This window comes from Vibrio gangliei (assembly GCF_026001925.1).
Taxonomy (GTDB): Bacteria; Pseudomonadota; Gammaproteobacteria; order Enterobacterales; family Vibrionaceae; genus Vibrio; species Vibrio gangliei.
Genome location: NZ_AP021870.1, coordinates 763,325 through 786,580 on the forward strand (window position 1 = coordinate 763,325; position 23,256 = coordinate 786,580).

Below are 23,256 nucleotides of genomic sequence, written 5' to 3' on the forward strand. Positions count from 1 at the left end.
TTCATTCACATAAAAGATTTTATCCGACATTTCAGGAGATATTTTGACCATGCATTCGGACGCTTTTGCCCAACTCCAGCAATATTTAAACTCTCAAGTGATTGGCCAAAATGAATTAGTGAAACAACTTCTCGTCGCCTTACTCGCTGATGGGCATATTCTCGTTGAAGGGCCTCCGGGGTTAGCTAAAACACGTGCGGTGAAAGTGTTAGCCGATTGCATTGAAGGTGATTTCCATCGCGTACAATTTACCCCCGATCTACTGCCTGCCGATTTAACCGGTACCGATATTTTCCGCCCTGAAACCGGTGAATTTACCTTCCAAGCAGGCCCGATTTTCAATTCATTGATTCTTGCTGATGAAATCAACCGCGCCCCCGCGAAAGTGCAAGCGGCAATGTTGGAAGCAATGGCAGAAAAACAAATTACCGTTGGGCGTGAATCTTACAAATTGCCTGAATTATTTTTAGTCATGGCAACCCAAAACCCGATTGAGCAAGAAGGAACGTATCCGCTACCTGAAGCGCAATTAGACCGCTTCTTACTGCACCTTGAAGTGGACTATCCAAATGCCGACAGCGAGCTGGAAATCTTGCGCTTGAACCGCGGTGAAGCACAAGGTCAACACGCCAGCCAGCCGGTAATGCTTTCTCAACAAACCATATTTGATGCTCGCCAAGCAGCGTTATCTATTCACATGGCAGAGAATGTTGAGCAATACATCATTCGTTTGATCATGGCCACTCGTCAGCCAGAGCAATACAACCCATTATTAGCAGAATGGCTACAAATGGGTGTCAGCCCACGCGCAACCATCGCGCTCGATCGTTGTGCTCGCGCGCACGCTTGGCTTGCTGGTCGTGATTTTGTTAGCCCAGAAGACGTACAAGCGATGGCCTTCCCTGTGTTACGCCACCGCTTACTATTAAGCTACCCAGCACAAGCCGAAGGCATTACATCAAATCGTGTCATTGCCGAATTATTAGCGCAGGTTGGCAGTGCATGATGGAGCAAAAGTTACCGCCTTTTGCCAATGGGGTGAGCCTCAATTTAAAAGAGTTGCTGTATTACAAAAGCCATACTGTGCATTGGCAGCCACCGAATAAAAGTTTGTGGTCACAGCTGAACGGTAGCCATAACAGCAATCAAAAAGGTCGAGGAATGAACTTTGCCGAGGTACGTCAGTATCAAGCGGGAGATGACATTCGCTCTATCGACTGGCGTGTCACGGCTCGTACAGGCAAAGCACACACCAAACTGTTTACCGAAGAGCGCGAGCAGCCAGTGATCTTATATATTGATCTCAGCGCCAGCATGCGTTTTGGCTCACAATTGCTATTTAAAACCGTGCAATGTGCGCATTTGGCGAGCTTACTCAGTTGGCTTACTGTCGAGCAAAAAGATCGCATTGGCGCGCTCATCGACATGGGCGATCAATTAATCGAGGTCAAACCCACGGCCCGTCAACAAGGCGCGTTACATATTAGCCACCAGCTCGTACAGTTAAACAATCAAGCATTCGAACAGTGGCAGCAAGCTCAGCAAACAAAGAGCCAATTCAAAACATTCACCCAACTCAAAACATTGCCATTTAAACAGGTGCTGCAAACGCTACATCGCATGTGTCCTAAAGGCAGTGACATTATTTTTATCAGTGATTTCAAACGGCTAGATCTAGACGCCAAACCGCTGCTCAATCAATTGCGTCAACATAACCGATTGCAATTTGTGCATATTTTCGATCCACTCGAAATGGGCAATACGGAATTTCGTGGAAGTGAATACGTCACCAATGGCGAACACACGCGCTGGCTCAACTTTGGGCAAAAAAATACACGTAACCAATTGAAAAATAGGTACACTGAACATCTAAATCAATTAGAGAAAATTTGTAAATCTATGGCTATTCCAATGCGATCATTAACGTGTGCTGAACCACTCTTATCTCAACTTGGTGCTTCATCTTCTAGCACGCAGCAAGGAGCAAATCATGAATAACACTGCGCTCAACGCTGCCTCTCAAGCCCAACCTAGCTTACCGCTTGCGCCTTTGCATCTACCTGCTGAACCTGGATTCTGGCCACTTGCTTGGGGATGGTGGGCCTGCCTTGCTTTAGCGTTATTGATCTTTATTGTGGCTATCGTGCTGATAAAGCGCCGTAAAAAACGTCATCTTGCCAAGAAAACCGCATTACGTTTACTAGTGCAAAACGCCGCAAGGCAAAAAGGGAAAAAGAAAGTCGCGACTGCCAACGATTTACTTCGTCAGGTGTGTTTGTCTTACTACCCTCGCCCTATGTTAGCTAGCTTGCATGGTGAACGTTGGTACGCTTTTTTGGATGAACAGCACCCGTCGAAAAAAGCCAATTTCCAATCTAACCAACTGCAATGGCAAACCGCGCTGTACCAAAAGCAGCCCGTTGCTGATGAGGTTGCCGATGCCTTGTATTTGCAAGTCGAAACTTGGATTACACAAGCGCTACCGCCGAGTAAAAAACAAATTAAAGCCGCCCAAGCTCAGTTCAAATCTAACACCATGGATTTGAATGATGGCGTGGTATCCAAAGCCAGACCAGCAAAATCAGCGCCAAAAGGCTTAATCGAAAAAGAACGTGTATTGAACCAACTAGAAGAAAAAGTGAAAGGATCTCAAGACGATGTTTGAGTTTCAGTGGCTTTGGGCATTATTGCTTCTGCCCTTGCCAATTCTTGTCTATTTTTTTGCGCCTGCACACAAACCTCGCTCAGCCATTATGCTGCCTACTTTACCTACAGAGGGTGGGGTTGAACGTCGCCAGCACATCAGCTTAAAAGTCTTAGCGGTGTTAATTTGGGTATTACTCGTTTTAGCCGCCGCCCGTCCTGTCTGGTATGGCGAGCCAATTGAAGTGCAACCAAAGCATCGCGATATGATGCTGGTGGTGGATCTATCCGGTTCAATGGCACAAGAGGATATGAATTCCCCTTCTGGCTATATTGATCGCTTAACGGCAGTCAAACAAGTCCTGTCAGATTTCATCACCAAACGTAAAGGTGACCGTTTAGGGTTAGTGCTATTTGCTGACCACGCTTACCTGCAAACTCCATTAACGCTGGATCGCACAGCGGTTTTACAACAACTCAACCGCGCACAATTGAATATGATTGGTAGTCAAACCGCGATTGGTGAAGGCTTGGGGATTGCCACCAAAACCTTCATCAAAAGTGAAGCAGAGCAACGTGTCATCGTGCTATTAAGTGATGGTAGTAATACAGCCGGCGTAATTGACCCTATCGAAGCCACCAGCATTGCCAAAGAAAACAACGTGATCATTTACACCGTGGGTGTTGGAGCGGGCGAATTAGAGGTAAAAAGTTTCTTTGGATCTCGCACAGTGAACACAGCGCAAGACTTGGATGAAAAAACGCTCACCAAGATTGCTGAAATGACAGGCGGCAAATACTTCCGCGCTCGCGATCAAAAAGACCTCAATCAGATCTACGACACTATTAACCAATTACAGCCGGTCAGTAACGCCACTCAAACCTGGCGACCACAAACGGAATGGTTCACTTATCCGCTCGCACTGGCTTTATTTTTGTCATTTATCCTTGCGGTATTAAGGAGACAACATGGCTGATTTTCAACTGCTGCATCCCGCTTGGTTATACGCAGCCATTCCTGCAATTGTGCTCAGCGTGTGGCTGTATCGTAAGCCTAAATCCACCAGCTTGATCGCCGCCCACTTGAGCCAACAGCTTGGGCTTGAGCAGCATAAAGCGCACGGTTCGGTTGTCACTACCTTACTTGCGGCTTGGCTTATCGCCGTGATCGCATTAAGTGGGCCAAGTTTTCAAAAGCAATCGGTGCCGAGCTTTGGTGTCAATAATGCTCGAGTGATTGTGATGGATATGACCTTATCCATGTACGCCACCGATCTTGCGCCCAACCGCCTTAGCCAGGCGCGCTACAAGGTGTTAGATTTATTACCTAAGTTGCAAGAAGGCACCACAGGGTTAGTAGCTTACTCTGGTGACGGCTACATGATTAGCCCACTCACCAACGACAGTAATACCCTTGCGAGCCTGATTCCAAACTTATCGCCCAATATCATGCCCACTCAAGGCAGTGATGCCGCTGCTGGGGTAAAAAAAGCCATTGATATGCTCACTCAAGCGGGCCATCAACAAGGCGATATTATTCTGATTGCTGACGGGCTAAGCAATGTGGAATCGGAAGCGATCCAAGATTTGCTCAAAGACACCCATTGGAACCTATCCGTCATGTCAGTCGGAACAGCGCAAGGTGCCCCCATTCGTTTGCCTAATGGCGATCTATTTACTCATGACGGCACCACGGTGGTCGCCAAAACCGATCTCAAAGCACTGCAAGAGATCGCTCAAATTGGGCACGGCGTTTATACCCCACTACGAAATGATGACGGCGATATTCAACAATTATCACAATCGCTCAATCATGTGGAATTGAAAACCAATAAAGAAAATAAAGAGACACCGGATTTGGAAGTACATATCAATAATGGTTTCTGGCTATTGCCTATCTTGCTGGTATTAGCCTTAGGCGCGTTCCGTCGTGGTGGTATTTTCAGCCTCGCTTTTCTTGCCGCTTTGCCTTTGATGCAACCTCAACATGCTTATGCGGCACAAAGTGAAACGCCACAAGCCCAAACCAACAGCGCATCGTTACTGTCTTCGGTGTTTAAAACCCCCGATCAGCAAGGTTACGATGCCTACCAGGCCAAACAATACCCGCAAGCGGCGAGCGCATTTGATAACCAAGCGTGGAAAGGCGCAGCGTTATATCAAGCAGGCAATTACCAAGCGGCAATTAAAGAACTGCAAGGGCTAACCAGTGAAGATGCCCGTTACAACCTAGCCAATGCACAAGCTCAAGCTGGTCAGCTAGAACAAGCCAAACAAGGCTATGAAGACATTCTTAAAGCCAACCCAAACAATGCGGATGCGAAAAAGAACTTAGAGATTGTGAAGAAAGCGCTAGAGCAACAAAAACAGCAACAGCAGAAGCAACAAGATCAGCAGCAAAATCAAAACAGCCAAGATCAGAATAAGCAGCAGCAAGATAAACAATCACAAGATCAATCGTCTCAAAATAGCGACTCTCAAGATAAGTCATCGCAAGGTGATCAGTCTCAGCAAAATTCTGACCAGAAAAATCATTCCGATCAGAACCAGAGCTCGACTCAAAATCAGAACTCAAATAACAACCCTAGTTCAGATGAAAAGCCAAGTTCAGATAAGAGTAATAGCACCAAGCAAAACCAAAGCTCAGAGCAGTCAAACTCGCAGCAATCGAATGACGAGCAGCAATCACAACAAAATAATGATAAGGCCAACTCGTCAAATCAGCAGTCTGAACAACAAAAACAAGCTCAGCAGGAACAAGAACAGCAAGCTAAGGCTGCCCAAAAAGAACAACAAAAAGACCAGTCACAAGATGAAAGTAAAGCCCAAGCAATGAGTGCTGCGCCGACGGATCAAGGTCAACCGACTGGCAATACGGTGGCGGCCGATCCTCGTCTGAATAAGCTAGAACAAATTCCAGATAACGCCCAACGCTTACTGCAAGCGCAGATGGCACTTGAAGCGCAACAAAAACCCGCGCCGCAATCTAATGGTCAATTATGGTAATGCTCATAATGGAAAGAACGATGTATTCATTCATGTCTCAATTCAAGATTTTACGTCAGGCTCAAGCTGGCTACAAATGGTTTGCCATCGCTTTCGCCCTCATGGCTACAATGGTATTCAGCCCCGCCACTTATGCGAAAGATGTTCAAGCCACCGCTTCGGTATCGCAAACGCGTTTAAGCACCAATGAAGTGTTTAATTTACAAGTGGCGTACATGGGCGCGGCGCATCGTGAAGACTTCGACCCAAGCGTGCTCGATAAAGACTTTACCCAAGGCGCAGTGCAATTTGGCACCTCTCGCTACAGCATTAATGGCGATGTCACGATTCGCAGCGAGTGGAATCTCTCCCTTGCAACCAACAAAACCGGTGAAGTGATTATCCCGAGCTTTACTATTAATGGTGTCAAAACCGACCCTATCACCTTACATGTGAGCAAAGATCCAAGCTCACCGAAACAAAGTGATTTAATTGATTTTGATGACAGTATTTCTAAAACCACTCTGTACCCGAAAGAGACCGCAACATTTGTCTCTCGTTTATTAGTGAAAACCGACCCACGCGGCTTACAAAACACCAAGCTCACGCCACCATCGGGTGAGGGCTTAACCATCACTCCGGTTGGCGATGCAAACCAATATCAAAAGATCATCAATGGCATTGAAACCACCGTCGTTGAGCAGAAATACCAGGTCACCGCGGAACAATCAGGTGAGCACCAATTAATCCCAACCCGCTTACAGGCACAAGTGATCAGCATTAGCCGTTCAACTGGCGCGCGCCGCATTGTGCCAGTGGATGTACAATCTGAGCCAATTACGCTCACCGTGAAAGAAAAACCAGCCTCATTTAAAGGCGCTTGGCTGCCAACTCAATCACTCGAACTGCAACAAGGCTGGCAAGACAGTGAAGGCAATACGCTAAATACAGCTAATGGAAGTATCGACGCTAAAGTCGGCCAACCGATTACCCGCATGTTGGCGTTGGTGGTCAAAGATGTGAGTGCAGAAAGCCTGCCGGATATTAAGATTGATTACCCAAATTCTGTGCGCGTCTACAGCGAAAAGCCAAAGTTCGGACAAGATAAAGCGGGCAATACGGTGATGACCTTAAAGCAAGTCATCATGCCGAAAAAATCCGGTAAGATTACACTGCCATCTGTGACTGTGCCTTGGTGGAACTCACAGCTTGGTAAAGCAGAAAGCGCACAAGCCAAAGGTTTAACACTGAATGCCACGGTAGATGAAAACGCGCCAGTACAAACAAGCCCAATGGTAGCGAATAACAACGCTCAACCGGCAACGAGTGAAGCACCACAGCCACAAGCGACTCCAACAGAAACAAAAGTGAAAACGATTGAGGAACCTGGTTTTTGGCCTTACCTCACTGCCCTATTTGCCGCACTTTGGATTGTGACTCTGCTGATTTTGATCCAACAAAAACGCAGCCAAACACAGTTGGTATCGCAACCACAATCGAGCTCGAAAGGCACATCAAAAGCTCAAGCTTCAGATTTGGTCAGCATCCTAAAAACAAAAGATGGCGTGAAGATCCAAGCCGCTTACCGTGAATGGCAAGCCCAATATCCAAATATTGAAGCGGAATTGAAACAACAGATTCAATTGGAAATGAATCAGCTCATGGCAAGTTTATACAGCGCCAATCAGCAAGATTATGATGTGAAGGAATTAAGAAATCTCATAAAAAAAGCGCAATCACAGAGAAATACACTTAAAAACAGAGAGATAGAGCCTCTCTAAATTTGGTTTTAGTAAACCAGACTAGTGGCATTAATCCTGAAATCTATTCCGGTAATGAGATTTACTTCAAAATTTACTTTTATGACACTGACAATAATAAATGTAAACGTTACCTTATATATTTAAGCTGTTTTACAATAGATAGCATATTAAATCTAAATTATCTGTAAAGGCATATATGGCAACCATAAAAGATGTAGCCAAAGAGGCAAATGTTTCTGTTGCGACTGTATCTCGCGTGTTAAACAAATCCCCTAAAGCAGGCAAACGCTCTATTGAAGCAGTAAATGCTGCGATGTCAAAACTTGGCTACCGTCCTAATGCAGCAGCAAGGGCACTAGTCAGCCAATCAACACAAACTATTGGTGTATTAGTAGGCGATGTCTCCGACCCTTTCTTTGGCAGTATGGTTAAATCAATTGATACTATTGCCAGTAAGAATGGTAAACACCTTTTGATCGGCAATGGCTATCATTCAGCGAGAAAGGAAAGAGAAGCCATTGAGTTGTTAATCAATAACCGTTGTGAGTCGCTGGTTATTCACAGTAAAGGTTTATCGAGTGAAGAGTTGATAGAATTTGCCAACGAAATTCCTGGCATGGTGTTAATTAACCGATTCATACCTGAAATTTCCCATCGTTGCATTGCACTAGATAACCATAAAGGTTCTTATCTAGCGACTGAGTACCTAATCAAAAATGGTCATAAGCATATAGGTTATATTTGTTCCAATCATGACATTGAAGATACTTACCAGCGTAAAGCCGGCTATTTAGAAGCGTTAAAAGCAAATGGTCTCACGCACTCGGAAAACTATATCGAATACGGCTCTCCTGATGAAGAAGGTGGTGAGCATGCAATGACTAATTTACTAGCCAAGGGACTGCCATTAACCGCAATTGCGACCTACAATGATTATATGGCGGCTGGCTCTTTATCCGTTTTAGATGAAAATGGCATTCAAGCGCCTGAAGATATGTCGATTATTGGTTTTGATAACGGTTTGATTGCAAAGTACTTACACCCTAAACTCACTACGGTGCGCTACCCGATTCAAATGATGGCAGAAAAAGCGGCTCAATTAGCATTACGTCTTGCCCACAATGAACAAGCTGAAGCAGAAACCAACATGTTTATACCTACTTTGGTAAAACGCTTATCTATCAAAACTCTGTAATTCTATATCTCAATTTCCGTAAAAAATGGCTAGCGATTGCTAGCCATTTTATTCGTGACTAGAAAGCTTTACCACCAAGCTTCTACTTGTGCACCGATACGAATATCGTCATCATCTTGGAATACTCCATCTACAGAGTTAAATCCATCACGTTCTGTATTTTTAATATAAGTAGCAAAAATACGTAGCTCTGGTCTTGCAAAAAAGTCTTTACCCGATGTCAACACCTGAGAGATAGTAAACTTATTACCACCCGTTTTATATTCATCACCACTTGTGTATTTATCTGTTCTTTCAAAATAACCAAGTTCAAACACGGTCTTATTATGTTTGCTCCAAGAATAAGTTGGGCGAAGAACAATTGAGAGCATGTCTGTCTTATCGGTAAATTCATCAATGTCTTCTGCATATCCATAAGTGAAAACATGATCAATCATGAAGTTTTCAGTAATCTGTGTATCACCAGTGTTAATAATACGGAAACCAGTGGCATCGTTTACACTTGTACCACTCCAAGCATCAAACCAACCGCCACCTTGAGAAATCATATTTTGGGCTAAACCAGAGGTTGCATATTGTAAAACGGTTTTGTTGTAACCAAGAGAAAATGATTGACTAATTTCTGCAGTGACCATGACGCCATTATCAAAATCCTTACCATCTTTCTTTTCTTGGTCTGTTGGGTTTGTTAGAGCATAGTCAACACCAAACTCAGTCCATGCACCTTCCCATGGAGACAAACCAGCATAACGAACATCAAGATAATTTACATTTAAGCCATCTTGGTCACCACGAATTACCGCTGTCGACAGTGCACCCGGTCCATCACCAAATTTCATATTTTCAATACCAACACCATAACCAGAGATATTCCAATATTTAGTATCGATGATATGAATATCGTGACGTTGGTAGAAACGCTTACCCACCCAGATAGTTGCTTCTGGCAGTGACTCGATGAAACCTTTCGCTTGGATATTTAACTGTTTAATACCAAAGTTTGCACTATCATCCATGGTGCCTTCATTTTCTAAATCACCATTTGCAGACATTTCGAACATACTTTCAAAATAAAAGCTCTTGTCACCATCGCGATATAACTCTTGACCTAGGCCAATCTCACTATACGTATCGTACTCATTACCTAAACGACCAAGCATAGATTTTTCGTAGTTATCATCACCACTTAATCCACCGCCATTAGTTGACACCCCGAGACCAGAACGTACATATCCCGTGAAATCAACCGCTAAAGCTGAAGTGGAAAGTGTTGCAAGTATCAATGCAGGGATGAGAGGTTTGATTTTAAAATTCATTGTAAACTCCTACCTTATTATTTCCGTTTCTAATTAGACTTTAAAAGCACATTAATTATACAAACTACATTTATAAAAATAACGATAATCATCACAAAATGAAAACGTTTACACGATCAAGTTCAAATAATAAAAAAACCCCAAGAAATATCTTAGGGCTCTCGTTTAAATAATAATTAACTTATTTCTTTAAAATCATAACCTGATAAGAAGAAAGAGTGACATGACCAGAAATCTCTTTATTGCTATCAAGATTTATATAGGTATTCTCTCCAAGATCAAGCACCTCATTATGTGCATTAAAATTCATAATAAAGTGATATTGATTGTCTTGGTTATGGCGAGTAGTGGCCACCACCCCACTAGGTAACTGAATACCTAATTGGTTTTTCAAACCGCAATCTGCAATCACTTTAGAGTAGAACTCACGATTAAATGATTCATCGTTTCTTGAGGCAACATAATAGGCTTTGCCTGCACCGTGCTGATTGACGGTGACACACGGTTGCCCAGCAAAGAAATCACTTTGATATTCACAAACCGCCTCTGCTCCTTCAAGATGAATCACTTCACATAAATGCTTCGCCTCAAACTGGCCAGTAACACCAAGTGGATTGGATTGGAGCGAGGAAATATCGACACGCTCTTCATCATACAATGAATCAATTTCTTCCGCCCAAATGCCTAGCGTTTTCCGTAATGGACTTTCAGAACCGCCAGGGAAACCGCCTAAGAAACAAAGATCGGTGTCATTAACGATACCAGTCCAGTAAGTGGCAACAAACGTACCTCCAGCTTTAACAAACGCTTCGATACGCTCCGCTACGCCCGGTTTAATCATGTAAAGAATTGGCGCAACGAGGACTTTATAAGGAGAAAAATCTGATAACTGTTCAATGATGTCACAGTTAATGCCTTGCTCCCAGAAAGTGCGGTACTGTTCAGTCACCGTTTTTTCATAATGCAAACCTTCATTACGAGGGCCAGATGCATCATCCATTGCCCAACGGCTATCCCAATCAAAAATGATAGCGACATCCGCTTGAGTACGGCTACCCACTAGCTCACTCACGTTATTGAGCGTCTCACCTACCGCGATGACTTCTTTACCGACACGAGTCTCTAAATGACCAACATGATCGACCACTGCACCATGGAATTTTTCAACCGAACCACGGCTTTTACGCCATTGGAAATATTGCACAGAATCAGAGCCGTGAGCCACCGCTTGCATTGAAGCTAGAAGGTGCATTCCTGGTTTTTTCAGCTTAGTAATTGGCTGCCAGTTCGTTTGACTCGGTGTTGACTCCATAAGTAAGAAAGGCTGTGATTTTATCGTACGCATCAAATCATGGTACATACCGGTATAGCAGGCTAGCTCGAGATCATTCTCGCCTTTATGCCATAGTGGGTAACTATCCCAAGAAATAATGTCGATCGCTTTGCCTAACTTCCAATAGTCGAAGTCATAAAAATATTCCATGAAGTTAGCAATGGTTGGCAATTCAGGGTTTACAGCTTTTAATGGTTCGATTTCATGACGACAAAAATCCGTCACACGATCCGTCGTAAAGCGTTTCCAATCCAATTTCAGGCCATGGACAGAGTTTTCACCAATAGGAGATGGTGACTCAATTTGAGACCAATCACTGTAGGTGTGACTCCAGAAAGTACTCCACCAAGCCTGATTCAAATTATCTAAGGTTTTATATTTCTCTTTTAGCCAAGTTTTAAATTCATCCTGACAATAATCACAATGACACTCACCACCGTACTCATTTGAGATATGCCAACCAATCACCGCAGGATGATGCGCATAACGCTCAGCCAATTTCGCATTCATAATGGTGACTTTTTTACGGTAATTTGGCGAACTAAAGCAATGGTTGTGACGCTCACCATGCAAGTTCTTTTGTCGATTACCACCTACGCGCAAAACATCAGGATATTTTTGTGATAGCCATGCTGGACGAGCACCGCTTGGTGTTGCCAAGAAAACATTAATATTATTGCTATGCAAACGCTCTAATGTTTCATCTAACCATGAAAAATTAAACTCGCCTTCGGTTGGTTCTAGCATTGCCCAGCTAAATATCCCAACAGACATCACATTACATTTCGATTGCTTCATTAATTCAATATCTTTTTCTAAGATATCGGGTCTATCTAACCATTGTTCTGGATTATAATCTGCACCATGAAGCAACACATTTGCTTTAGGAACAATAGAATTAAATTTAGTCATTTGATAGTCACTTCTTGGTTATTTATCTTCAAAAACTTTCACGCTTGGTAAAACGTTACCATTAAAATCGAATAACAACTGATTATCCCAAGAATTACCAGGTTTCCATTGATCATCCGCATAATCCATTCCCGCTTTAGTTGCCCAAGTCGCGCCTTTTACTGGTAACCAGGCTGGATCCCAATAGAAAATCCCACCAGTTTCGTTATTTGGTACAGCATTCACCATTTCCATTAAGTCTTTCAAGAAATGTGCTTGGCCAGTAACACTCACTTCGTAATTTTCGAACGGTGCTTCACCGGTATAGCTATTTTCAAGCTCATCACCATTTTTAGTGGTGTAAGCGTATGACGTTTCAACAATAACGATCGGCTTGTTATAACGTTGCTCTACATCAAGCATGTTTGATTTCACATCCGCCATTGGACCATGCCAATACGGATAATAGGACATACCAATCACATCAAAATCGGTCACGCCATTTTTTTCAATTTCATCAAACCACCAGCGGAATGTTTCATTCTTACCTGCTTCTGCTAAATGCAGCATGATTTTTACATCACTAGGATGAGCATAACTTGAACGAACTGAGTGAATACCTGCATTTAACAACTTACTTAAACGTTCAAACTCATGTCCATCCCCACCCCAACTTTTTCCGTCTGGCCATAACATGCCTGAATTGAGTTCATTACCTACTTGAACCATATCAGGCATTACACCAGCATCTTTATGAGCTAGCATCACTTGGTCAGTGTACTCGCCTACTTGCTTAACCAGATCATCAAATGACAATTTAGCCCAAGCTTTCGGTTTCACTTGCTTACCAGGATCTGTCCAAAAATCACTGTAATGAATATCGAGTAAATATTTGATGCCGTTTTCGTGCGCGCGCTTACCCATTTCAATAGCGCGCTCTAATGTGACATTACCGCCACCATATGGCTTACCATCCAGAGTTTGGGGATCCACCCAAATACGCATGCGAACATAGTTCACACCATGATCTTTTAAAATTCTAACCGGATCTTGAGCGATACCATTGTCATAATACTTGCCTCCTAGAGCCTCAACTTCAGGCACCATGGACAAATCCACACCTTTGATAAACTCACTGCTCACTTCTGCCGGAATAATCTGAGCAGTTTCCGTTGTATTTTCAGTATTGGTTGATGTGGTTGAACCACATCCCGTTACTAAGCCAATGGATATTGCACTAGCAAGCGCAAGCACTTTCAAATTTTGCATACAAGAGTCCTTCTTTTAACCTTTTGTTCCACCTGCTGTAAGACCAGAAACAAAGTATTTTTGTAATGATAGGTATAAGATTGCGACCGGTATCGCGATTAACACAGCACCAGCAGCATAAGTGGTGTAACTTGCTCCCATTTTTTCAACAACTAAGTTGTATAGGCCAATAGGTAGGGTGTATTGGTCTGGCGTTCGTAAAATGGTACTAGAAAGAATGAAGTCCCCCAATGGACCAGTAAATGAGAACAGCGCCACAACAGCAATAATCGGCTTAGATAACGGCATAATGATCTCAATAAAGATTCGGAAGTTACCCGCACCGTCCATACGAGCTGATTCATCTAAGTCTTTAGGAATGGCATCAAGATAGCCTTTCATCAAATAGGTATTCATCGGGATCATGCCGCCCACATACACCAGCACAAGCGCCAAATGGCTATTGATCAAACCCAGCATTTGAGCCAGTACAAAGATGGCAATCAGTGCTGAAAACTGTGGAATCATTTGCAATAACAAAAACAGCATTAAACCATTTTTACGACCTTTAAAACGAAAACGAGAAAAGGCATAAGCTGTACAACACACGCTAATCAATGTAAGAACCATGGTCAGTACGCTTATTTTTAAGCTATTCCAGTACCAAGTTAAATAGGCCACTTTTTCACCTGAAAATAGCTCTTGATAATGCGCCCAAGTCGGGTTATCAGGAATAATCGATTCACCCATAATGCTATTACCAGGATAAAAAGACGCACCGACTGTCCATATTAAGGGATAAATAATGATAATGCTGACTGCGATAATAAGCAGATAACTGAGAGTAAGCCTTATCATGTTACTTCTTTTAATGCTCATAAGTTATACCTTCTATCTGCCATTTGTTTCTTTAAAAGAATTCGTCATTCTGAATTGCCACAGCGCAATACCCACTACAAATATTGATAACAATAAGGTAATAGCAGAAGCAATTGCATATTGAGATGAAGACATCGTTAACTTATAAATCCACGACACAAGAATATCCGTACCACCCGCATTACTGCCCATGACTGCTGGACCACCATTGTTAAACAGATAAATAATATTAAAGTTGTTAAAATTAAACGTGTATTGAGTAATCAAAATCGGAGCAATTGAATATAAAACCAAAGGTAAAGTAATTGTTTTTAATTGCTGAAATCGACTTGCACCATCAATTTTTGCCGCTTCGTATAGATCATTTGGAATGGCTTGAAGCACCCCAGTTGTCATCGCAAACACAAATGGAAAACCTAACCAAGTTTGAATCATAATTAATGCGGTCTTGGTCCAGAATGGATCGGTTAACCAAGGCTTAGCGTCAATACCGATAGCATCAAGAATGACATTATTAATAACACCGAATGTTTCGTTGAACATACCGGTAAAGACTAGAATGGTCACAAAACCAGGCACCGCCCACGGAAGAATAAAAATAGTACGGATTAAAGGTTTAAATTTTAGATCTTTTTGGTTAACTAAAATAGCTAATAGCACACCAACGCTACATTGCAATGTGGTTGCTAATAGAGTCCAAACGACCGTCCATTGCAATACATCGAAGAAGGTATTACGCCATAAATTTACTTTGAAGATATTGATGAAATTTAGCACCCCTACCCAATCAACAAGTTTCGCTGGCGGTGAGTTATATAAATTGTAGTTTGTAAAGCCAATCGCAAAGCCAAAAACAATGGGAAAAACAACCACAAATATTAGCAGGATAAAACCTGGAGAAATCATTAAATATGGAAAGCCAGATTCAATTAAAGTGCGATACTGTTTTTTAATTGAATTAAGTGGTTTACCCTGATCTCTTAACTTACCATTGGCATAAGCATCATTAATTGAGAAATAATAAACGCCTAAACCAAACACAGAAATAATGACTGAAATAATACCTTCAGCAAGCAAGAAAATGGAGTTATCTTCTGGAACACTCTCACCTAATGTGAACAGCCCCCAATAACCGTGAGTAATAAATCCTTTAAACACCCCAATAAAGCTGAATAAAAAGACAAAATAGGTAAAGGATTTTAAAAATTGTTTATTATACAGTTGTCCAAAGCCTGGGATAATCGCAAGAAACGCTGCAACATAGCGATGATTACTTAAGCTGGCATTGGTAAAACCGGTTTGATTGTCAGATACTACAGACATATACATTCTCCAAGTCGCACATCAGGCCTAATAAAATACTAGGCCTGATGTATCAACTCCTTATTGGCCCATCATTGCGTGGTTTGCTTCAATTTGCATTTGTAAAGATTGCACAGCATTATCTAACGCTGCTTTTGGTTCTTGTTTACCCGTTGCAATTAATTGAAGTGCACTGTTGGCAGGCGCCCATACTTCATTCATCTCTGGAATGGATGGCATAGGAACTGCGTATTCTGCCTGCATTGCCACAGCGCGTGCACCTTCATCATTTTTAATCACAGGATCGTTCACCAGGGCAGAGACGGCTGGAACTTCGCCAGTCTTCTCAAAGCGAACTTTAGAATTGTCATAGTTGTTAATGAACTCAATGTATTTTTGTGCCAACTCTTTGTTTTTTGAGTAGATTGAAATACTGTTTGATTTCACTCCTAAGAATGAACTCATAGGTTCACCATTCGGTAATTTTGGTAGAGGAGCAATACCAATATTTACACCAGCTTCTTTGTAAGGTTGGAAAGCCCATGGGCCGGTAATTACCATAGAAGCTTTTTTCGCTGTAAATAGAGAGTCAATCGCATTCAAGCCTGAATCACCAATGATACCTGATGGTAATACGCCACTTTTATAAAATTGCTCAATGTATTGGCCTGCTTTTACTGCGCCGTCTGAATTTAATAAAATTTGCTCTGAGTTATAAGAGCCATCAGCATTCAAACCAAAGATGTCACCACCCATGCCTTTAACTACACCGTAGGCATAATAAATTTCATCCCATTTGGCTAACATGCCATATTCATCATTTTCACGCGCCTTCTTAGAGATCGCTAACGCTTCATCTAACGTTTTTGGCGGCTCAGCCAGCTTATCTTTGTTATACACCATTACCAAGGTTTCGACTGCTTTCGGCAAACCATACAAAGTCCTTTTATAAGTAAGGGCATCTAAGGCTGATTGTGTATAAATACTAGTGATGCTTTCATCTACTTTCATTGGGCTAAGCAAGCCTTGAATCGCAGCACTACCAATCTGATCATGAGGTAAGGTAATGACATCAGGGCCAGTTCCCGCAGGGCCATCCATACGCAAAGATTCCACTTGACCACCGTATGGCAACTCAACCACATTAACTTCAACATCATATTTTTTCTCAAATGCTTTGGTTGCGGCTTCGTTACCAATGGATTTTTTGATATCTTCCCAAACTAATAATTTCCCACTTGCTAGTACAGCGGTAGAGTTAAGAGCAATACCTGAAAGGACCATGGCAGAAAGAACTTTGTAGGTTAAACGCTTCTTCATAACGTCTCCTTGTTTTTATAATGAGGTTAGTTAACCGATTAGCTTCATGTTTCACAAACAAACAACAATTTTGATAACGATTACCCAACCAAATTACTCCTGCAAACCCTTTTATTCCAGTGGCAACTTAAATAATCGTGAGCGCTGACACAAAAAACAAACCAAAAAAAAGAGAACGTTTACACAAACTATTTTTAGGTATAAGTTAGCCTCATCAAAATTTCAAAAAATACAAATATAAATGTATGCCATATATCAATTGCGTACATAGACGAGAGGACTGCTCATGGGTTCAATAACTCTTTCAAACGTTGTGAAGCGATTTGACTCTGTTCAAACTATTCACAATGTGAATTTATCAATTGATGAAGGCGAATTTGTTGTTTTTGTCGGACCATCAGGCTGCGGTAAATCGACGTTATTAAGAATGATCGCTGGACTTGAAGATATTACAGAAGGCGAACTGTCTATTAATGACAAGGTAGTCAATGATGTAGCACCATCTGACCGTGGCGTTGCAATGGTATTTCAATCTTACGCATTATACCCGCACATGACTGTGGCAGAAAATATGGGTTACGCACTGAAAGTAAAGAAAACGCCTAAAGTTGAAATTGATGAGCGAGTCCATGCCACCGCGTTAGCTTTACAACTTGAAGCCCTACTCGATCGCAAACCAGCTCAACTATCTGGTGGCCAACGACAACGTGTCGCCATCGGCCGTGCCATTATTCGTAATCCTGATGTATTTTTATTTGATGAACCTTTATCAAACCTCGATGCAGAGCTTCGTGTAGATATGAGATTGCACATCGCCAAACTGCATCAGGAATTAAAGTCCACCATGATTTACGTAACACACGACCAAGTCGAAGCCATGACTTTAGCTGACAAAATAGTCGTATTGAAAGCGGGTAAAATAGAACAAGTTGGTACACCAATGGATCTTTATTTTAATCCACTCAACCAATTCGTTGCTGGTTTTATTGGTTCACCTAAAATGAATTTCATTGATGCCACTGTTGAACAATGGAATGAAAATAGCCTCACTTTAAAACTGGGAGAAAGCAAAAAAATTGTCACACTTCCTATTGCAACAAAGGCCTGCAAAATTGGAGATAAAATTACGTTAGGCGTGAGACCGGAGCACCTTTCTATAGAACAAAGTGATCTTGAGTTTAATTTCCACACCGAGGTTGTCGAGCGCTTAGGTAACAGTACTTATATTTTTGGACAATGTGATGGCGTCGATGGATTTAAATTCCTAACACCTGGTGATTACCATATTGATCCATATACTAATATAAAATTATATACTGACTTTAATTCCATTCATTTATTTGATAAAAATGCAGAAAACATTTCAGTCCATAAAAAGGAAATATCGATAAAAAAGATCAAATCATAATTTAAGTTTACTTTTTGATTTATTACCAATCTTAAGTTTTATTTTGATCCTAACCACAATATTCACTTTTGTATTGTGGTTTTTTTATTATTACATTTGTTCTTAATGGTAGTTAAAAAGTGTAATAAACTGGCTTTGTTGCTTAATTCGGTGAGAAGACATGGTAGCTCCATGTTGCTCAGTTCTTAAACAACATACTGTGTTTCAGGCATACCAAGCCCTGTAAGCTTGTTCAGCGCTTTAATCATAGCGTAACTCGCCAACCTGAGCATTGTAATTTCTTAGGCTTAATTTCCCACCTAGCAACTGTTTTACTCGGTACATTGCGGTCTCTGACAGAGAGCGCTTATGATAACCATACCGCTTTTTCCACTTCTTGTTGGAGCCGTAGAGCTTCTGGCAACCTACCGCTAAGTTACGAGGATGCCCTTGTTCCCAGAAGGCTGCTCCTTCTCTTGGGGGAATGAGCGGAACTGCTCGCTTCGTATGGCATCATGGCAATTCCTTGTGTCATAAGCGCCATCGCCTGATATCTCAGTGATTTTGCGACGTGTCTGCTTAAGCAAGTTGGGAAGTACTTCGGTATCGGTTACGTTAGATAAGCTCAGCTCTGCTGTGACTATTTCGTGGGTGTTGGTATCTACTGCGATATGTAGCTTACGCCAAACTTTACGCTTCCCGTCAGTACCATACTTCTTGGCCTTCCATTCACCTTCGCCATAAACCTTGAGGCCTGTGTCATCAATGGCTAGGTGTTGTATCGCCCCCCTGGTTTTAGTTTTAAATGAAACCTCAACTTCCTTAGCTCGACGGCTTATACAGGTGTAGTTTGGACAAACAAACGGGAGGTTAGCCAGCTTAAATACTGAGTCTAAAAAACTTTGCAGCGCTCTCAATGGCATAGAGAAAACGCGTTTCACCATCAGAGCGGTAGTAATGGCTAAGTCGCTGAATCGGCGAGGTCTACCACGCTTGCCTTGTTTGTTTTGCTTCCACTCGGCTATCGCTTCCTCATCAATCCAAAAGGACAGAGAACCGCGGTTGATTAAGGCTTTGTTGTACTGCTTCCAGTTAGTTGTTTTGTAACGAGGTTTTGGCATGAGGCTACGACGATTGATGGGTATAGCCGAGCAGATCGTAGCTTTTTGATTTAGTTCCATCGATTTAAGCAACAAATCCGCATATTAGTTATCTAAATTGAAAATAGCACATAAAATCAAATATATATTCAATCTTAGTTCTACTTCCCATTATTACGCCATCATTATAAAAAGAACGAAATACTCAGAATCTCTTTCACCAATGAAACTGACTTGAAAGCCAAATTCCGCATCTTCTTCGCTTAGGCTCATGTGCGGGATGACAATAGTTGAGTAGGCTCATTTATTTGAACAAAGATAGCCAACTGCATCACAACAAACCCACACCCTACTCTTTGCCCTTAACAACCCGATTCACCACCACAACACTCAAACTACTGATCAACACCGCAATACAAGTTGACGCCAATACATCTTGCGGCCAGTGCATGCCTAAGATCATACGGCTGATGCCCATGCTTAATCCCCACAAGAATACGACGATGTTGAGTCCTGTCGCGCCTGAGAGTAATAAGTAGTAACTGGCGGTGAGTACTAAGGTAATGGCGAAAATGGTATGCCCCGATGGGAAAGCGTACCCCACTTCGTGAATCCAATGTTTTTGTAATGGTATTGAAACCACAAGCCCTGGCTTAGTGTGAAGTTGCGTTGGATCTTGTGCATCGCGATATTGCTCTAAAGCGGACTGAATAATGTCACGACGCTGCTCAGTGTTCTGTTGATAGAAAGTCTCTAAGTCTAATGGCGAATTTGTTTGCTGGCTTAACCAAGTCGCGTTGGGGCGCGGCTCTTCAAAGTAGGACTTTAAAGCATGGTTCAAGGTAAAACTGATGGTGAGGCTCAAGGTAACGGCCAATAGCATTCTTTGCCACTGTATTTTGGGCATAAACCAATAACTGATGGCATAGAAAACCAAAACCGATATCACAGCATAAGGCGCGGTACCGGTTGAAGTCAGGGCAAACAAAGAATCGGCTACCCAATGAGTGAGGTCAAAACGCGGGAAAAGTTGCTGATGAGTCACCAATAGCGTTGCTGGAGTGATAGCAAGCCCAAGCCAAATAAACGCCAACCACAAATACACATTCTTTTTAGCCACACTAACCTCATGATTATTAATATTTATTGAAATGATTAGGCTAACCAGAGATTTCTTAATTCGCAACCAAAATTCGATATTTATCAATAATCTGAATCGCCGGTAACATCTGTACCACTTATATAACAAAAGCCTTTAACATCAGTCATATATAGCCCATTCGAAAACCATGTGATTCACAGCACTGATTGCTTTATCGCCCTTAGCTTGCTAGTTTGTGTGTTACAAGATATGTCTCTCCTACTCACTTTTTGTGGCCGCATAGCACTATGAATACTTCTCAACCTGACGGTTTACCGAATCCGCAGCGGATCGGCGCGATCTTTACCATCGGCCTTGGCATCACAATGGCGGTATTGGATGGCACGATTGCCAACGTTGCTCTGCCAACCATTGCGTCTGATTTGAATGCCAGCCCTGCCGAATCCATCTGGGTGGTCAACGCTTATCAAATCGCCATTATTGTCTCTTTGTTGTCCATGTCATTTATTGGAGATTTGGTCGGTTATCGCCGCGTTTATAAAATCGGATTAGGGGTATTTTGCGTCACGTCCTTATTGTGCGCTCTCTCTAGCAGCCTAGAAATGTTAACGCTAGCACGCGTGTTACAAGGTTTCGGTGGTGCGGCGCTGATGAGTGTCAATACCGCTTTGATTCGTTTGATCTACCCTAAACGATTTTTAGGCCGAGGGATGGGAATCAATTCCTTTATTGTGGCAGTATCGGCAGCCGCTGGGCCCACGGTAGCCGCGGCGATTTTATCGGTCGCATCCTGGCAATGGCTGTTCTTACTTAATGTTCCGCTTGGGATCATTGCATTGGTTCTCGCTTTTAAGTTCTTGCCAAAAAACCAAGATAAATCCGCAGGGCAAAAATTTGATATTCCCAGTGCTATCATGAATGCGCTGACGTTTGGTTTATTGATTTCGGCTATTTCTGGTTTTTCGCAAGGCCATTCAACCACTCTGATCGTAGCTGAGTTACTTGGTGTAGCGGTAATTGGCTACTTCTTTGTTCGCCGCCAATTAAAGCTGCCGGTGCCATTGTTGCCGATTGATTTATTGAAGATCCCGATTTTCTCTCTTTCTATGTGTACTTCGGTTTGTTCTTTCTGTGCGCAAATGCTGGCGATGGTGTCACTGCCGTTCTTTTTGCAATCCACATTAGGACGTTCGGAAGTAGAAACAGGGCTATTGCTCACACCTTGGCCGTTAGCGACGATGGTGATGGCACCTTTATCCGGTTATTTAATTGAACGTGTTCACGCAGGGCTACTGGGTGGTATCGGTATGGCGATCATGGCCGCGGGCTTGATTGCGTTAGTCATGCTGCCGCAAAATCCGGCGGACATTAATATTATCTGGCCGATGATGTTATGTGGTGCGGGCTTTGGTTTATTCCAATCACCGAATAATCACACTATTATTTCGTCAGCGCCTCGCAACCGTAGTGGCGGAGCGAGTGGCATGCTAGGTACGGCGCGTTTACTAGGCCAGAGTACGGGTGCGGCATTAGTCGCATTGATGTTTAATATGTTCCACGATAACGGCACTCATGCATCACTGATGTTAGCCGCAGGCTTTGCGATTACCGCGGCGATTGTGAGTAGTTTACGTTTGACTCAACCGAAAGCTGAATAAATTTACATTCTATTGCTACATCTATTTAGGCTGTTCCATTATTGGTACGGCCTATTTTACTTTTCGACCTATCCAAACTTTCCTTGTCATAGATAATCAATCAACTTGATAATTATTATCATTTGCAGCAATTACAAAACCTATCTTACAAGGAATGACACATGAAAAAACTGGCTTATTGGACGGCGTTGCTAGGCTGTCTATTTTCTTTCCCGCAAGTGGCTCATGCCTACCCTCTTACCATTAAACATGAACAAGGCGAAACCGTTATCAAGGAGCAGCCTAAACGAATTGCGGTTTTTGACTTAGCCAGTTTAGATACGCTACAAGCGCTGGACGTGCAAGCCACCGCGGTTCCTAAAGCAATTTGGCCACAATATTTAAGCCAGTATGAAGATGAGAAATTTACCAAAGTCGGCTCATTATTTAAGCCTGACTTTGAAGCGCTCAAGAAAGTGCAACCGGATCTGATCATCGTAGCAGGTCGTTCGAAAGCGGCTTATGGCGATCTCAGCAAAATTGCACCAACCATAGATGTAACCATTAATCCTACTCATTTCCTTGATGGCGTTGAGCACAACATTACACTGTTTGGTAAAATTTTTGATCGTGCAGACCAAGCGCAGCAATTAATCAGTCAACTTGATCAATCGGTGTCATCACTGCAAGCATTAGGCAAACAACAAGGTTCCGGCCTTGTACTATTTACAATGAAAGGCAACTTAATGGTACATGCGCCAGGTGAACGCTTTGGCATGTTGTATGAACTAACTGGTCTTAACTCTGTTGCACAAGCGGCGGAAGCACCAGCATCAAAATCACGTCCAAAACCAGGTTCACCAGAAGCGAAAGCCATGCAGGAACAGCGCCAGCAACGCTTAGATCAAGCTATAGCGAACAAGCCGAATTGGTTAATTGTCCTTGATCGTGACGAGGCAACCGGTGGTGAAGGTGAAGCGGAAAAAACCATTTCAGAGAAGTTAGGTAACACGGAGGCTTACCAAGCTGGCCATGTGTATTATCTCAACCCAACTGAGTGGTATATCGTAACGGGTGGCTATCAAAGCATCATGAATACGGTTAATGACTTAACCAAGCAGTTTCAAAAATAAAACAAGCCATAAATAAAAAAGT

Annotated in this window: 17 protein-coding genes and 1 pseudogene; 10 read left to right on the top strand and 8 right to left on the bottom strand. The window is 42.5% G+C overall.

All coding sequences use genetic code 11. The features are described from left to right. Nucleotides 1-49 precede the first annotated feature (49 nt). From Vgang_RS15500 to Vgang_RS15530, 7 genes are all read left to right on the top strand, one after another. Nucleotides 50-1,006, top strand: a complete 957-nt coding sequence (locus Vgang_RS15500) for an AAA family ATPase (protein ID WP_105901725.1) — start codon at nt 50-52, stop codon at nt 1,004-1,006. Continuing rightward, nucleotides 1,006-1,998, top strand: a complete 993-nt coding sequence (locus tag Vgang_RS15505) for a DUF58 domain-containing protein (protein WP_105901726.1) — start codon at nt 1,006-1,008, stop codon at nt 1,996-1,998. Before Vgang_RS15500 ends, Vgang_RS15505 begins: the two co-directional genes overlap by 1 nt. Then, the gene (locus Vgang_RS15510; protein ID WP_105901727.1) at nt 1,991-2,665 is read left to right on the top strand and encodes a DUF4381 domain-containing protein; all 675 of its coding nucleotides are present in this window, start codon (nt 1,991-1,993) and stop codon (nt 2,663-2,665) included. The genes Vgang_RS15505 and Vgang_RS15510 overlap by 8 nt, the downstream gene beginning before the upstream one ends. After that, complete coding sequence (locus Vgang_RS15515) at nt 2,658-3,620, top strand: vWA domain-containing protein (protein ID WP_105901728.1); 963 nt, start codon at nt 2,658-2,660, stop codon at nt 3,618-3,620. The genes Vgang_RS15510 and Vgang_RS15515 overlap by 8 nt, the downstream gene beginning before the upstream one ends. Then, complete coding sequence (locus Vgang_RS15520; protein WP_105901729.1) at nt 3,613-5,649, top strand: vWA domain-containing protein; 2,037 nt, start codon at nt 3,613-3,615, stop codon at nt 5,647-5,649. Before Vgang_RS15515 ends, Vgang_RS15520 begins: the two co-directional genes overlap by 8 nt. A 20-nt stretch (nt 5,650-5,669) precedes the next feature. Beyond that, complete coding sequence (locus tag Vgang_RS15525; protein ID WP_157946012.1) at nt 5,670-7,409, top strand: BatD family protein; 1,740 nt, start codon at nt 5,670-5,672, stop codon at nt 7,407-7,409. 178 nt (nt 7,410-7,587) lie between these two features. Then, complete coding sequence (locus Vgang_RS15530; protein ID WP_105901731.1) at nt 7,588-8,586, top strand: substrate-binding domain-containing protein; 999 nt, start codon at nt 7,588-7,590, stop codon at nt 8,584-8,586. Between the two features lie 68 nt (nt 8,587-8,654). Here the strand turns inward: Vgang_RS15530 and Vgang_RS15535 are convergent, their stop codons facing one another. The 6 genes from Vgang_RS15535 to Vgang_RS15560 form a co-directional block, all read right to left on the bottom strand. Beyond that, nucleotides 8,655-9,902, bottom strand: a complete 1,248-nt coding sequence (locus Vgang_RS15535; protein WP_105901732.1) for a maltoporin — start codon at nt 9,900-9,902, stop codon at nt 8,655-8,657. 181 nt (nt 9,903-10,083) lie between these two features. Then, nucleotides 10,084-12,147, bottom strand: coding sequence for a beta-galactosidase (locus Vgang_RS15540; protein ID WP_105901733.1), 2,064 nt, complete (start codon nt 12,145-12,147; stop codon nt 10,084-10,086). 18 nt (nt 12,148-12,165) lie between these two features. Continuing rightward, nucleotides 12,166-13,395, bottom strand: coding sequence for a glycoside hydrolase family 53 protein (locus tag Vgang_RS15545; RefSeq protein WP_105901734.1), 1,230 nt, complete (start codon nt 13,393-13,395; stop codon nt 12,166-12,168). 15 nt (nt 13,396-13,410) lie between these two features. Continuing rightward, nucleotides 13,411-14,253, bottom strand: coding sequence for a sugar ABC transporter permease (locus Vgang_RS15550; protein ID WP_105901735.1), 843 nt, complete (start codon nt 14,251-14,253; stop codon nt 13,411-13,413). A gap of 12 nt (nt 14,254-14,265) precedes the next feature. Then, nucleotides 14,266-15,576, bottom strand: a complete 1,311-nt coding sequence (locus Vgang_RS15555; RefSeq protein ID WP_105901736.1) for a carbohydrate ABC transporter permease — start codon at nt 15,574-15,576, stop codon at nt 14,266-14,268. 60 nt (nt 15,577-15,636) lie between these two features. Beyond that, nucleotides 15,637-16,875, bottom strand: coding sequence for an extracellular solute-binding protein (locus Vgang_RS15560; protein WP_105901737.1), 1,239 nt, complete (start codon nt 16,873-16,875; stop codon nt 15,637-15,639). Nucleotides 16,876-17,161: 286 nt separating this feature from the next. On the opposite strand from Vgang_RS15560, the gene Vgang_RS15565 reads away from it, so the two are divergent. Then, the gene (locus tag Vgang_RS15565; protein WP_105901738.1) at nt 17,162-18,283 is read left to right on the top strand and encodes an ABC transporter ATP-binding protein; all 1,122 of its coding nucleotides are present in this window, start codon (nt 17,162-17,164) and stop codon (nt 18,281-18,283) included. Nucleotides 18,284-18,468: 185 nt separating this feature from the next. On the opposite strand, the pseudogene Vgang_RS15570 reads toward Vgang_RS15565, so the two are convergent. Continuing rightward, nucleotides 18,469-19,383: pseudogene (locus tag Vgang_RS15570) on the bottom strand (IS5 family transposase). Nucleotides 19,384-19,711: 328 nt separating this feature from the next. Beyond that, on the bottom strand, nt 19,712-20,482 hold the full coding sequence (locus Vgang_RS15575) for a phosphatase PAP2 family protein (protein ID WP_170066822.1): 771 nt from the start codon (nt 20,480-20,482) through the stop codon (nt 19,712-19,714). A 269-nt stretch (nt 20,483-20,751) separates the two neighbouring features. On the opposite strand from Vgang_RS15575, the gene Vgang_RS15580 reads away from it, so the two are divergent. Both Vgang_RS15580 and Vgang_RS15585 read left to right on the top strand, forming a co-directional pair. Further along, on the top strand, nt 20,752-22,122 hold the full coding sequence (locus tag Vgang_RS15580; protein ID WP_105901739.1) for an MFS transporter: 1,371 nt from the start codon (nt 20,752-20,754) through the stop codon (nt 22,120-22,122). Between the two features lie 161 nt (nt 22,123-22,283). Next, a complete protein-coding gene (locus Vgang_RS15585; RefSeq protein WP_105901740.1) occupies nt 22,284-23,234 on the top strand; it encodes a siderophore ABC transporter substrate-binding protein in 951 nt (316 codons plus the stop codon). Nucleotides 23,235-23,256 lie beyond the last annotated feature (22 nt).